This window comes from Salinicola aestuarinus (assembly GCF_003206645.1).
Classification (GTDB): Bacteria; Pseudomonadota; Gammaproteobacteria; order Pseudomonadales; family Halomonadaceae; genus Salinicola; species Salinicola aestuarinus.
Window position 1 is genome coordinate 168,712 of the sequence record NZ_PZJP01000008.1, and the last position, 13,723, is coordinate 182,434.

Below are 13,723 nucleotides of genomic sequence, written 5' to 3' on the forward strand. Positions count from 1 at the left end.
AGGACCACTTCGACACGACATGAGGCGATTCGATGTATACGGCACAGGGCAAGGTCGATCAGCGTGCATTGATTGAGCAGTACATGCCGATGGTCAGGCGTCACGCGCTCTCCTTACAGGTTCGTTTACCTGCGAGCGTCGAACTCGACGATCTGATCCAAGCCGGCATGTTGGGGCTACTCGACGCTATGGGCCGTTACGACGACGCGCATGGCGCGATGTTCTCGACCTACGCGAATCAGCGTATTCGCGGCGCGATGATCGATGAGCTGAGAAGCCGTGATTGGATGCCGCGAAGTGTAAGGCGCAGCGCGAGATCGCTGGATCAGGCGGTACGTCGGCTGGAACAAGAGTATGGGCGAGCGCCGGACGAGCGCGAGATTGCATCGGAAATGGGCATATCGCAGGCCGAGTATCACAAGCTGCTGGCCGATGCGAACAACGGTTTTCTGCTCAACTACGATGAGAGCGACAGCGAAAACGGTGTTGGTGCCGTCAGCGAGGGCGGACCGCCGTCGCCGCTGGAAGCGTTGCTCGACGGCGACAATCGCGCACAGCTGATGACAGCGATCGACGCGCTACCCGAGCGAGAGAAATTACTTCTCGGCCTCTACTATCAGGAGGAGCTCAATCTCAAGGAGATCGGTGCGGTACTCGGTGTCAGCGAGTCTCGCGTCTGCCAGCTCCACAGTCAGGCCGTGACCCGACTTCGTGCCCGTTTGACTGCTTGATTGAATGCAAGGGGGCGCGCCGCGTCGTCCAGGCGCTGCGCTCTGCCTACCGATGAAATGGCCGCGANNGCGGCCATTTCATGTGTCTCCCGCGCCCCGCGAGTGGCGGGCTCCACCTTGGACGGCGCCAGCTCGTCCCACCCGACCTCGAGTTAGCGGCGCGACGCGCGGCATCGACAGCGCCCGCGCTCACAGTTTGACTAGCGCGCTTGCTCCACGCCCTGGGCGATCTCGTTGGCGACCTCACGCCAGGCATCGCCCAGGGTTCGCACCAGCGCCGGATAACCATCCGCGGTCAACGGCCGGGTGACGTTGAACTCACGCTGGGCGATCAGCCGACCCTCGTCAAATAGCTGCCATTCTCCTGCCGCGACGGCCTCGCCGTCGTAGCGTCCCTGAAAACGCTCGACGCTGACACTGAGCTCTACGGCACCGGGGACGGACTGGCCCGCTGCCACGACCGTGGTGCCCGCCAAACGGCTGGAGAGGGACTGTCCCAGTCGTCGAGTCAGTTGTTTTCCCAGTGGCTCAGCCCACAGGTTTTGATTGGCGGCGTTGAGCTCGATATCGCTCAACTGCATGACGATACCCTCCTGGTTCAGGTAGCTCGCTACCTGAACCGGGCGAATGACCAGTGCGGCGTCGGATGCATCGACCGCCCCGGCAGATGATCCCGGCGCTTCCGGCAACGTATAGCGGCTCGATGGCGTTGATTGGCTGGCGCAACCCGCCAGGGCCAGCGTACCCAGCGTGAATAATACGGCGGCGCCGGTTCGGCGCCAGACAGTCGATGTCATCATTGCGCGGCCCTCGGCATGGGATCGGTCTGCACTTCGCGGTTGAAAATCAGGGCGTTGGGTTTTTCGCTCAAGGTGCGTGCGACGGGTTGAAGATCGCGCATCAGTACCTCGAGTTGCTCGAGGGTGTCATTGAGCTGTCGGTAGCTGCTGGAGCCCGACGAGAAGCCGTTGAGCGTGCGCTGAAGCTCTTCCAGCGTATCGTTGACGCTGCTTGGCAGAGACTGTGTGGCAGGATCCGAAACCAGCGAGTTGATCGACTCGGCGATGTCGCGCACCTGATCCAGGGTCTGCTGCGACGTCTGCAGCGTCTCGTTAAGGCCGTTGAGAATCGGTTCCACCTCGAGGCCATTGAGCTTGTCGAGCAGGCTCGAGACCTTCTGCTCGATCTGCGCGAAGCCGCCCGAGATGGTGGGGAAAACATTTTTGCCGTCGAACTGCACGGGCTCGTAGGGTGCCACGTCGTCGTTGAAACTGAGATCGACGAAGAGGGCGCCCGTCAGCAGGTTGCCTGCCTTGAGCGTCGCGCGAAGACCGTACTCATCGAACATCTGCTCGAACCGTTCATGCACGTCATGGTCGTCGATCTCCTCGTTGACATCGGCATCGCTCTCGAGCCGTTGCGGCTCGATGCGAATCAACACGGGAATCGCGAACTCCGCCAGCGTGTCCGGTTGCGGTGCCGTGAAGTGCCACGGCACTGCCACGACCGTGCCGAGTCTCACGCCACGGTATTCGACCGGGGCACCTCGACTGAGACCACGAACGGTATCGTCGACCAGCAGCACGTACTCGATGTACTGATCATACGTGCCTTCACGGGCCGCCTCTTCATTGTTGTAGAGGGTATAGGTCGCATTCTGTCTGGCCGGATTGCCGGAGGAGATATCCTCGGGCACGCCAAACGTCACCCCGCCGCTGATCAGCGTTTCGAAGGAGTCGAGATTCACGTTGACCCCTTCGGAATTCAGTTGCAGATCGATACCTGACGAACTCCAGAACCGCGTGGTGTCCGAGACCAGCGTGTCATAGGGTGCCTGAATGAAGATGCGGTGACGCATCTCCTTGTCGTCGGGGTCGAATTCGGTGCTTTCGACGCGGCCGACGGTGTAGCCCTGATAGGTCACAGGGTCGCCGGCGCTGAGGGAGTTACCCACCTGGCTGACCAGATTGATGCGCAGACCCGGTGCGTCCGGCGGCGCGACCGGTGGCTGTTCGAGCACGTCGAAAGTATCCTGGAAGGACTCGGCGCTGCCGGGTGCCAGCTGGATGTAGGCACCGGACAGGACTGTGTTCAGCCCGCTGATGCCCTCACGGCCGATGCGCGGTTTGACCACCCAGAAACGCGTCTCCTCGTTGAGCATGCGTTCGGCGTCGCTGTCCATGCGCGCCGTGACCACGGTGTGAGAGAGATCGTCTGAAAGACGCACTGCCTCGACCCGACCGACATCGACATTGCGTGTCTTGATCTGTGTCTTGCCCGCTTCGATCCCCTCGGCGCTGTTCATGTTGAGGTGGATCAGTGGCCCACGGCTGGAGAAGTTGTCCCATACCATCCAGGCGCCGATCAGGGCGGCGAGCAGGGGCACGATCCAGATCGGCGACAGCCGGGATCGTGAGAGACGCTTGGCGCGCTGCATCGAGGTCGCAATTGGCGACTCCGGTGGGGCTTCATCCGGTGTCTTCGAGTCAGACATCCTCGGCTTCCTTGACGGGGGAGTAGGGCGAGTGGCGCTTGAGCGCTACGGGCATCTTTGGCTGCATGTCGCGGCTGTCCCAGATCAGTCTGGCATCGAAGGTGTTGGCTGCAAGCATGGTGATAACCACCACGGCGGCAAAGGCGAGCGCGCCGGGGCCGGGTGTGATCGACAGCAGCGATCCGGCGTGGACCAGCGCGACCAGAATCGCGACCACGAAGACATCGATCATCGACCAGCGGCCGATGAACTCGGTGATCCGATAGAGTTTCAATCGTTTGTGGCGCCGATCTGCGCCGTCGCGGCGCCTCACCGCGAAACAGAGCCAGGCCAGCGAGATCATCTTGCCGATGGGAACCACGACGCTGGCGATGAAGATGATCAAGGCGATCGGCCAGTCGCCGTGAGCGATGAAGATCATCACACCGCCGACGATGGTCGAGGCCGTCTCATTGCCTAGCGAGGCCGTATTCATGATGGGGTAGACGTTCGCCGGGATATAGAAGATGACCGCGGCCACCAGTAGCGCCCAGGTCTTCTGCACGCTATGCGGGCCGCGAAAGCGAAGGGCTTCTCGACAGCGTAGACAGCGGCCACGTCCAAAATGGCTGAGCCGATTGACCAGACCACAGGTGGGGCACCCCGTCACCCCCTGTTCCGCTGCCGGGCGGCCGGTTTCGCATCCCGCCGGCGCCAGAGGCTCGCTTTCGAGCGAGAACCACATCCAGTCCGTATCCAGCGAGCGCGTCGTCCACAGCAGCAGCAGGGCAAAGGTGCAGAACGACCAGAACGAGAGGCCGAGCTCTACCGACGCCATGCCGGTGATCTTGATCAGGCTGACCAGCGCGCCAATTACGAAGACGTCGGCCATCATCCATGGGGTCAGGTGAGCGAGTGCCCGCGCAATCTGACGGCTGCGGGGTAGCGGCGCGCGGCGTAGCAGGCCGATCTGTAGCCAGATAACGGCACTTAGGAAGAAGATCGGCAGCACCACGATGGTAAGCAGGACCAGAATGCCCACGAACGGCTCCCGGAAACCGATCAGGCTGCTGGCGGTATCGGTCAGCTGTATCGCGTTGCTGATCCCCCGAGCCTCGAAGCGTATGAACGGGAAGCTCACCGATGCCGCCAGGGCGATGAGAGCGGTGATCGCCAGGGCGAGACTGCGCTCCGCCGGCCGATAGTGTCGATGACTCAGGGTGTGATCGCAGCGGGGGCACTTCGCGCATTCGTGAGCACGCAGCGGTGGCAGCGCAACGAGCAGGTCACACTCCTGACAGGCACGTAGGCGTCGGCGGGTTCGACGGAATTGGGCGTCGGTTCGAGCGGGCGTGCTGGCATGAGTGCGGTCGTCAGATGGGGGCAAGCGGGCTTCCTTGAAAAAGCGGGACCTCCAAAGCGCCATGGTAGCTGAGCCCCTGAACTCTTGCATGTTTCCAAGAGACCGTGGTGTCGAGAGAGTCCACTGCATCGACCAGCGGGATACGCCGCCATCGCGTTGGTGGATGCAGGCGTGGCTACCACCATTGTCCAGCGTCGGCCGTCGGTCACCATGACGGCCGCAAGCGGGGTTGAAGCGGAAATTCCGCTACATTGGGGGCAACTCTGCGGTCGGTTCCCTCGACGAAGGCCCTCAAGGACCGTTTTTCGATTTCGGGCGCATCAGTCGCTCTTGGGAGAGCTCAGCTTGATCATGGCAATCGCGGCCATCGTGGTCGGACTTATCATTCTGGTATGGAGTGCGGATCGCTTCGTCGATGGGGCCACGGCCACCGCGAGTCGGCTCGGGCTCTCCCCGCTTCTTATCGGCATGCTGGTCATCGGCTTCGGAACCTCGGCGCCGGAGATGATGGTATCGGCGCTCGCGGCGAGCCAGGGTAATCCCGGCCTGGCCCTCGGCAATGCCTACGGTTCCAACATCATGAATATCGCGCTGATCGTGGGGCTCGTCGCACTCCTCAGTCCTCTTAGCGTGGACTCTCAGGTGGTCCGGCGCGAACTGCCGATACTGGCGGGGGTCACCCTGCTCTCGTTTTGGGTACTACAGGATGGCGAGGTATCGCGACTCGATGCCGGCGGACTGCTCCTGGCCCTCGCCATCGTGCTAGGGGTGAGTATCGTGTTGTCGCAGCGCCAGAGCCGTCATCAGAATGAGCCCCTCGTAACCGGGGTTGAGCAGCAGCCGGCAGCGCAGACGATGTCACTGAAACGAGGGATAGCCTGGACCCTGATCGGTCTGGTGATGCTGGTCGTCAGCTCCCGAGCGCTGGTCTGGGGCGCGGTCTGGATTGCGTCGTCGTTGGGGGTGAGCGATCTGGTGATCGGCCTGACCGTCGTTGCGATCGGCACCTCGCTGCCGGAGCTTGCCTCGTCGATCGCCGCCGTGCGCAAGCAGGAGCACGGACTCGTGCTCGGCAACGTGGTGGGTTCCAACCTATTCAACACGCTGGCGGTCGTGGGACTGGCGGGCGTCATTGACCCTATCGACGTCGACCCCGTGGTGCTGGTTCGCGACTGGCCGGTGATGGCGGCACTGTCGCTGGTGCTGCTGGTGTGCGGCATCGGCGTCAAGGGGGCGGGACGAATCAACCGAATCGAAGGTGCTGTGTTGCTATTGAGCTTTGTTGCCTACACCGCGTGGCTATTGATGACGATCGTCGATGCTTGACGAGCAGCGTTGTGGCCGCTCAGGCCGCTGACGTTCGCGTTTCACGCACGTTGGGGTCGCAGTGTAGCGCGGTGCGCAGCGCCAATTGGCCGACGACGGCAGCCACCAGCAGAACGCTCGCTGCCGCCATCGCGGGATCGCTGCCAATGCCGGCGACCGCGGTACAGAGTGCGCCGATGCCCATTTGCGAGAAGCCATAGAGGCCGGCGGCGGAACCGATAACGCGGGGATTGACACCCACCGCCAGCGTCAACGCAGTAGGGCCGGTCATCCCCACCCCAAAGGTGAACAGCAGCATTGCCGCCTCCAGCGTGATCGGCGTCGCGGCACCTGCCAGGACGATCACGACCATGGCACTGGACCCGATCAGGCTCAGCCAGCTCGCAGTCATCATCAGTCTCACCATGCCGAGGCGCTTGATGGTGCGATTGGTGATGAGATTGCCCAATGAAATGCTCAAGATCAGCAGCGATAGATAAAAGGCGACGTGGCTTGCGGGCTCGTCGAGCTGCTCGAAAATGAACGGCGCCGAGGCCACGAAAGCGAACATCGCCGTGGTGACACAGCCGCCGCCGATGGCGTAGCCGATAAACGCCGGCGATTTCAGCAGCGTGCGGTATTCGACGGCGAGCGCGCGCGTATCGACCGCGCCACTGGGCTGCGCGGTCTCCGGCATCCAGCGCCAGACGAAGAGTAGATTCCCCAACCCCATCAGGCAGAGCGCAAGCAGAATGGAACGCCAGCCCACCCAGTCTGCCAGCAGTGTTCCTGCCAGCGGTGCCAACGCCGGGCCGATTGCGACGACCAGGTTGAGTACGGCGAGTTTCTGCACGGCGCTGTCAGGCGGCGCGGTGTCGCGAATCATCGCCCGACCCAGGGCAAGGCCCGCACAGCCGCCAAAGGCCTGGAAGAATCTCGCCACGACCAGCGTCTCGATGCTCGCGGCTTGCCACGCCACCAGGCCCGCTCCGCTATAGAGCGCCATACCCAACATTAGCGCGGGCCGACGCCCCAGCGCATCGGACAGTGGGCCATAGAACAGCTGCCCGACAGCCAGCCCCAGAATGTAGAGACTGATCGTCAGCTGCATCAGGCCGCTATCGGCGCTTAGCGCCTCACTAGCGATCGGGAGCGCTGGAACGAAGATGTGCATCGCCAGGGTCCCGGCCAGGGTGATCAGTACCAGCATCCATAGCGGCGGGGTGAGCGATTCGCCAGTAGCGCGATTCGCGTCGAGCGGTTGGGCAGGGTAGCGACGAGCGATCCTGATCTCCTTCAATCGATGGGCACTCAGACGGATGGACAAGGGAGTCCAGCCCTCAAACTCACAATCGCAAGATAGGAGCGGTAAACGATAGCGGGCTAGTCATTGCTACCTTACCCGTCTGACCCGCGAGAAGACAGCTGATCAAAGCGACTTTATCAGGTGCGCGCTCGAGTCAATCGCTCGATCGTGGTGTGAAAAGAAACAAAAGCTTCGGAGGCCACCGGCGTTTTGTCGCAGGCATTGTTAGCAACAATCTTCACTCTTCTTAAGTTTAATGATGGATAGCGCTGAAACGCCTGATTTAATTGGCGGAAAAATGGCTCATTATTCTTCGCGTCGATTAACCATTGCACTTTTTGTGGTGTCTATCGAGCCCTGCGACATTTGGACACTAGAGTGCGCGACAGCGGCCTGCTTATGATGATTACCGTGAAGTGATTGCAACGATCGCTTCATGATACTAGCCAAAAATAGAGGGTCTTCGTGTCGTCGTGGCGTGAGCCTGTCGATACGAGATTTCATTGAGGCGCCGTCGAGCGGACGCAGGAGAGCCGGGGCGGCAAGTCGCATTCGAGGAGCCAGCCATGGCGTTAGATCCGATCCTTCTTTCACGATTGCAGTTCGCTTTCGTGGTTACTTTTCACGCGATATTCCCGGTGTTCACGATAGGACTTGCCTCCTATATCGCGTTGCTCCAGGGGCTCTTTGTTGCGACCGGCAATGATGTCTGGGATCGTCTGGGATATTTCTGGACCAAGATCTTCGCCGTGGTATTCGGCATGGGGGTCGTCACGGGCATCGTCATGGCGTTCCAGTTCGGCACTAACTGGAGCAACTTCTCTCAGTTTGCCTCGAATTTCATTGGCCCGATGCTCAGTTATGAAGTCGTCACGGCTTTCTTCCTTGAGGCGGGTTTTCTCGGCGTACTGCTCTTTGGTCGCCACCGGGTTTCGCCTTCAGTGCACTTCTTCGCCGCTCTCATGGTAGCAGTGGGGACGTTCGTGTCCGCGTTCTGGATTCTGGTCACCAACAGCTGGATGCAGACACCGGCGGGTGTCGAGATCCGAGAAGGCGCGGTTCACGTCGTTTCCTGGATTGATGCCATGTTCACGGCTTCGTTCCCGTATCGCTTCATGCACATGGCGATGGCAGCATTCCTCACTGGTGGCTTCGTAGTTTGTGGTGTCAGTGCCTGGTTTCTGCTGCGTGGCCGGGATGTCGAGGTTCACAAACGGGCGCTGTCGATGACCCTGTGGCTGCTGCTGATCCTGACGCCGCTACAGGCCTGGATCGGGGACGAACACGGGCTCAATACACTCGAGCATCAACCAGCGAAACTTGCCGCGATGGAGGGCAACTGGGAAACCGGTTCCCATGTGCCGCTGCTGCTGTTCGCGTTGCCGGATCGTGATCTGCAGGCCAATCGGATGGAGATCGGTATCCCCAACGGTGCCAGTCTAGTGTTGCGTCACGATGCCGAGGGTGTCGTACCGGGGCTCGATCACGTGCCCGAAAATGAGCAGCCCCCGGTATGGATGGTGTTCTATAGCTTCCGTGTGATGGTCGCCCTCGGTGTTCTGATGATCGCGTTTTCCGTGATCGGGCTCTTTCTGCGCCGGGGGGGAAAGCTCTACACCTCGCGCTGGTTCCTGCATGGTCTTCAGGCGATGAGCCTGTCGCCCTTCCTCGCAGTCACGGCAGGCTGGTTCGTCACCGAAATTGGACGTTCACCCTGGCTCGTCTTTGGCATTCTGCGCTACAGCGACGCCGTCACACCGTCACTGACCGGCGGCATGGTGCTGGCGACGTTGATCGGCTACGTCACGGTCTACGCGGTGATCTTCTACGCCGGGGTCTACTACCTGTTCAAGGTGATCCGTCAGGGGCTCGATCCGCTCGACGCTGACGAAGAGATGACCGACGTCGATCGCCCGGCTCGCCCGTTCTCCGCCACCCACGTGCCGTTCGACGGCAACTTCTCGTCTTCGTCCAGGAGCTGAGTCATGGAAATGTTCGATCTTTCACTCATATGGGCCGTCATCATCGCCGTGGGGGTGATCATGTACGTGCTCATGGACGGGTTCGACCTGGGGCTCGGCATTCTCTTTCCGTTTGCGCCGGACGAGGATGCTCGCGATGTGATGATGAATTCGATCGCCCCGGTCTGGGATGGCAATGAAACCTGGCTCGTGCTGGGTGGCGCGGGTTTGATCGCGGCCTTCCCGCTGGTCTACACCATCCTGCTACCGGCACTCTACCTCGGCGTCTTCCTCATGCTGGCGGGGCTGATCTTTCGCGGTGTGGCGTTCGAATTCCGCTTCAAGTCCCGGCTCACGCGGCGCTGGTGGAATCGGGCATTCGCCGGCGGATCCTTCGTCGCGGCGTTCGCGCAGGGCTGTGTGGTCGGTGCCTACATTCAGGGTTTCGAAACCGCGGACGGTGTCTACACCGGTGGGGCTTTCGACTGGCTGACACCGTTCTCCATTCTGACCGGTATCGGGCTCGTCGTGGGTTACATGCTGCTCGGCGCCACCTGGCTGGTACTCAAATCGGATGGTCACGTACGTGACTGGGCGCGGCGGCTGGTTCCGAAGTTGCTGGTGGCGGTGCTGGCGGTGTTCGTGATCGTGAGCCTCTGGACGCCCTGGATTGATGCCGGTGTCTCGGCCCGCTGGTTCGACCACCTCAATGTCATCTGGCTGCTGCCGTTCGCCACGCTGCTCTGCGCGTTAGGCATCTTCCTGGCCAACCGCCACAAGCGAGAAGGGTCCGCCTTTCTGCTCACACTGGGTCTGTTCATCTTCACCTACCTTGGGCTTATCGTGAGCCGCTGGCCCTACGTGGTGCCGCCGGATTACACCCTGTGGGACGCCGCCTCGGCACCGGAGTCGCAGCTCTTCCTGCTGATCGGAGTGCTCTTCGTACTGCCCATCGTGCTGGCCTACACCGCCTGGTCCTACTGGGTGTTCCGCGGCAAGGTGCGCGTCGGTGAGGGCTATCATTGAGCGCCGATAGCCAGAATCGCCGGTCCGCGAATCCCCCGCGAGCGTGGCTGAAGCAGCAGACCCATGGCGTCGAGCGCTGGTACCGCGGCGCTGTGGGCTGCGGCTTGATCGCCGGGGCGGCGACGCTCGCTCAGATGGGGGGGCTGGCCTGGACGGTGGATCGTTTAGTGACTTACCACGCGTCGCTCGAGCAGACGTTCGGCGGGGTGGCGGTCATTGTGATCGCTGTCATGGTGAGAGCGATCGCGCAGGCGGGGCAGGAGCGGTGTGGGCTCGAGTGCGGCCTACGGGTCAAACAGCGTGTGCGCCGTCGTGTGCTTGAGACGCTGGCCGCGCTGGGGCCGGTTCGACTGGCATCGAGGCATAGTGCCGGGCTCGCGAGCCAGGTCGTGGATCAGGTGGAGGCGCTGGAGGGCTATTACGCGCGCTTTCTGCCGCAGATGGTCGTGGCCGCGCTGGTCCCGCTGATCTATCTCGTCGCCGTACTGTGGCTCGACTGGCTGGCGGGCATCTGGCTGCTTATCGCTGCGCCGGTGATTCCGCTGTTCATGGCGCTGATCGGGATGGGCGCGCAGCGGCTGAATGAAGCTCAGTTCCAGGCGGTGACGCGGCTCTCCGGACACTTTCTCGACCGCGTTCGCGGCATTACCACGCTCAAACTGTTCGGACTCGGCGAACGGAGTGTGACAGAGGTCGAGGCGGTCGCCCATGATTACCGACGGCGCAGCCTCAAGACGCTGAGAGTGGCGTTTCTCTCTTCGGCGGTGCTGGAGTTCTTTGCCGCTGTCTCGGTAGCGGTCGTCGCGATCTACATCGGTTTTGGGCTGCTCGGCTATATCAACTATGGGCCGGCCGGATCTTTGAATCTCTTCAGCGGGCTCTTCATTCTGCTGCTGGCACCGGAGTTCTTCCAGCCATTGCGTACCTTGTCCCAGCACTATCATGACCGGGCGTCGGCGCTGGGTGCCGCGGAGGGTCTGCAGACACTGCTCGCTGAAGGGGAATCTCTGACCCCGCAAGAAGAGGCTGGTCTGACCTTGGCGGGCGATGAAGCGGTCCGGCTTGAACGCGTTGAGCTGCGTCACGCCGGTCGAGATCGTCTGCTGGGACCGGTGACGCTCAGCGTGAAGCGTGGTGAGGTGATCGCCCTCGTTGGTCCTTCGGGCAGCGGCAAGTCCAGCCTGTTGCAGCTGATGGCCGGGTTCGTCGCGCCGGATGGCGGCAAGCTGGCGGTGCAACGCACACCCGGCGTGGGCTGGATGGATCAGCGTGCGCTGATCGTTCAGGGCACGCTGGCAGAGAACTTGCGTCTGGTAGCACCCGAGGCCAGTGATACCCAACTGCAGGAAGCACTGACGCAAGCGGGACTGGCTCGCTGGCTCGCGGCATCGGACCGGGGGTTGGAGACGCCACTGGGGGAGCGGGGCGTTGGGCTCTCCGGCGGCGAAGGGCAGCGGCTGGCGCTCGCCCGACTCTTCCTGTCGTCGGCGCCACTGCTGCTGCTGGATGAGCCGACCGCGGCTCTCGATGCGGTCACCGAGCGGGAAGTGATCGCTGGGCTTCAGCGGCTGGTCGCCCACGGTCGTACCCTAATCGTCGCAACGCACCACAGCGAGATCATGGCGATGGCCGATCGGGTTTATGCCATTGAAGGCGGGACGCTGCATCGCGTCGCGTCGCAGGATCTGCGCGATCGGGTATCACACCACGACGAGGAGGTCTGCTAATGCCTGCCAAACCCCAGACGTCGCCATCGCCGGCGGACAGGCTTGCCGCGCTCCGGCCGTGGATCGGTGTCATCGGCGAACGGCGGAAGCGGCTTGTGCTTGGCGGTGTGCTGATGCTTGCCACCCTTGTCAGCGCGCTCGGGCTGCTGTCGCTTTCGGGATGGTTCATCACGGCAACGGCGGTTACCGCTGCCGTGGCGGGGTATATCGATGTGTTTACGCCGGGGAGTGGCATTCGCTTCTTTGCCGTTTCGCGGACGGTGACGCGATATCTCGAACGTCTCTACAACCACGACACGGTGCTCCGATTGCTGGCGGATCTGCGAGCGCGGGTCTTCGGTAACCTGCTTCGGCTGGACGCCACGACGCTGTCACAGAGTCGGGCCTCTCAGTGGCTCAACCGGCTGACCGCAGATATTGATACGCTCGATTCGCTCTACCTGCGCCTGCTCGCGCCGCCGATTATCGCCTTGCTCGGAATTCTGGGGTTCGGGATTTTTGCCGGGTTCTTTCTACCCATGGTGGGCTGGACGCTGGGACTGATTCTGCTACCGCTCTGGTGTCTCGCAACGCTGGGCTGCGCGCGCTGGGGGTGGCACGCCAGCTATCGCCGGGTCGATCGCCAGGAGCGACTTCGAGTGCGAGCGATCGAACAGGTCGAGGGATTGCCGGAACTGCTTGCCTATCAAGCCGTTGATCGTCATCGCCGCCTGTGGCGGGACGAAGAGGCAGCACTGACCCAAGACCAACGTACCCTGGGGTGCCGTCTGGCGGTGAGCAACGCCGTCGTCACGCTGGCGGTTCAGATCACGACGCTGGCGGTGCTGTTACTGGGCGCCGTTGCGCTTCGCGATGGGGCTATATCCGGGCCGGTGATGGTGATGCTCGCGCTCGGCACGCTGGCAATCGGGGAGGGACTAGGCGGACTGCCGATGGCCTTTGGCCAGCTCGGGGCGACGGTGCGTGCCGCCGAACGCCTCAATCAGCAAACGCCGCAAACGGCAGAAGTCGAGTCTGATGATAGGCGCATGCCGAGCGGCGCCGCCCCGTCACTCGGCTACCACTCGGTGACCGTCATTCGCGGTACCCGCGTTACGCTCTCCGAGTTGTCACTTGCGGTTGCACCGGGTGAGCGGGTTGGCATCATCGGGCCGTCAGGCATTGGCAAGTCGACGCTCGCCCAGCTCGCCGTGGGCCTGGTGACGCCGTCGGCGGGGCGAGTCGCCTTGAACGGCGACGACCTCGCCGGTCTTGCCCCGGAGTCGCTGCGTGCGCGCATCGGCTATCTCACGCAGCGCAGCGAGCTCTTCCACGACACGCTGGCGGCCAATCTACGGTTGGGAGACCCGGAGGCGAGCGACGAGGCCCTGGCCTCCGCGCTGGAGCGCGTCGCCCTGAAGACGTGGGCAAGCTCGCTCCCGGAGGGTATGAACACCTGGGTGGGTGAACAGGGTCGCCAGCTCTCCGGCGGACAGGCTCGGCGCGTCGCGCTGGCTCGAGTGATACTTCGCAACTCCCCCCTGGTGATTCTCGATGAACCGCTTTCAGGGCTAGACACGGCAACCTCAGACGCTGTCAAAAGCGCCCTCGATGAGTGGCTGGGGGAGCGCACCGTCCTGGCGCTCGGCCATGCCAGAGAGGCATTGCCCCCTTGCGATCGCTACCTGCGGTTGACCACGAGAGCTGACGGTTGCATCACCTTGGAAGCCTTCGACTAAGCTGGCGGCAAATAAGCGATAGCCGTTCCCGCGTCGGCGGCACGCTATCTGTTGCCGGTCGGGCCGTCCTCGCAACGCGCATGGCCCCGGCATGCCTTGATGCGTCTAGCAGA

Annotated in this window: 10 protein-coding genes; 6 read left to right on the top strand and 4 right to left on the bottom strand. The window is 62.5% G+C overall.

The window, feature by feature from the left end; translation table 11 throughout:
- Positions 1-32: 32 nt before the first annotated feature.
- Positions 33-731, top strand: a complete 699-nt coding sequence (locus DOM41_RS12725) for an RNA polymerase sigma factor FliA (RefSeq protein ID WP_110687236.1) — start codon at positions 33-35, stop codon at positions 729-731.
- Between the two features lie 200 nt (positions 732-931).
- Here DOM41_RS12725 and DOM41_RS12730 read toward each other — a convergent pair whose 3' ends face one another.
- The 3 genes from DOM41_RS12730 to DOM41_RS12740 are packed head-to-tail and all read right to left on the bottom strand — an operon-like array spanning position 932 to position 4,591.
- Positions 932-1,531 carry a PqiC family protein gene (locus DOM41_RS12730; protein ID WP_223160991.1) on the bottom strand — a complete coding sequence of 200 codons (600 nt, stop codon included), beginning with the start codon at positions 1,529-1,531 and terminating at the stop codon, positions 932-934.
- Positions 1,528-3,225 carry an intermembrane transport protein PqiB gene (pqiB, locus tag DOM41_RS12735; protein ID WP_110687237.1) on the bottom strand — a complete coding sequence of 566 codons (1,698 nt, stop codon included), beginning with the start codon at positions 3,223-3,225 and terminating at the stop codon, positions 1,528-1,530. The genes DOM41_RS12730 and pqiB overlap by 4 nt, the downstream gene beginning before the upstream one ends.
- A complete protein-coding gene (locus tag DOM41_RS12740; RefSeq protein ID WP_245391837.1) occupies positions 3,218-4,591 on the bottom strand; it encodes a paraquat-inducible protein A in 1,374 nt (457 codons plus the stop codon). The genes pqiB and DOM41_RS12740 overlap by 8 nt, the downstream gene beginning before the upstream one ends.
- Positions 4,592-4,912: 321 nt before the next feature.
- On the opposite strand from DOM41_RS12740, the gene DOM41_RS12745 reads away from it, so the two are divergent.
- Positions 4,913-5,893 (top strand): calcium/sodium antiporter, encoded by a 981-nt coding sequence (locus DOM41_RS12745; protein ID WP_110687239.1) that lies wholly within the window; start codon positions 4,913-4,915, stop codon positions 5,891-5,893.
- A gap of 19 nt (positions 5,894-5,912) precedes the next feature.
- On the opposite strand, the gene DOM41_RS12750 is transcribed toward DOM41_RS12745, so the two are convergent.
- Positions 5,913-7,199, bottom strand: coding sequence for a multidrug effflux MFS transporter (locus DOM41_RS12750; RefSeq protein WP_223160992.1), 1,287 nt, complete (start codon positions 7,197-7,199; stop codon positions 5,913-5,915).
- Between the two features lie 545 nt (positions 7,200-7,744).
- On the opposite strand from DOM41_RS12750, the gene DOM41_RS12755 reads away from it, so the two are divergent.
- From DOM41_RS12755 to cydC, 4 genes are read left to right on the top strand one after another with little or no spacing between them, the layout of a single operon-like run.
- Entirely contained in the window at positions 7,745-9,160 is a 1,416-nt protein-coding gene (locus tag DOM41_RS12755) for a cytochrome ubiquinol oxidase subunit I (RefSeq protein WP_110687240.1), read from the top strand.
- Between the two features lie 3 nt (positions 9,161-9,163).
- Positions 9,164-10,165 carry a cytochrome d ubiquinol oxidase subunit II gene (cydB, locus tag DOM41_RS12760; RefSeq protein ID WP_110687241.1) on the top strand — a complete coding sequence of 334 codons (1,002 nt, stop codon included), beginning with the start codon at positions 9,164-9,166 and terminating at the stop codon, positions 10,163-10,165.
- Positions 10,162-11,892 (top strand): thiol reductant ABC exporter subunit CydD, encoded by a 1,731-nt coding sequence (gene cydD, locus DOM41_RS12765; protein ID WP_110687242.1) that lies wholly within the window; start codon positions 10,162-10,164, stop codon positions 11,890-11,892. The genes cydB and cydD overlap by 4 nt, the downstream gene beginning before the upstream one ends.
- The gene (gene cydC / locus DOM41_RS12770) at positions 11,892-13,610 is read left to right on the top strand and encodes a thiol reductant ABC exporter subunit CydC (RefSeq protein ID WP_110687243.1); all 1,719 of its coding nucleotides are present in this window, start codon (positions 11,892-11,894) and stop codon (positions 13,608-13,610) included. The genes cydD and cydC overlap by 1 nt, the downstream gene beginning before the upstream one ends.
- Positions 13,611-13,723 lie beyond the last annotated feature (113 nt).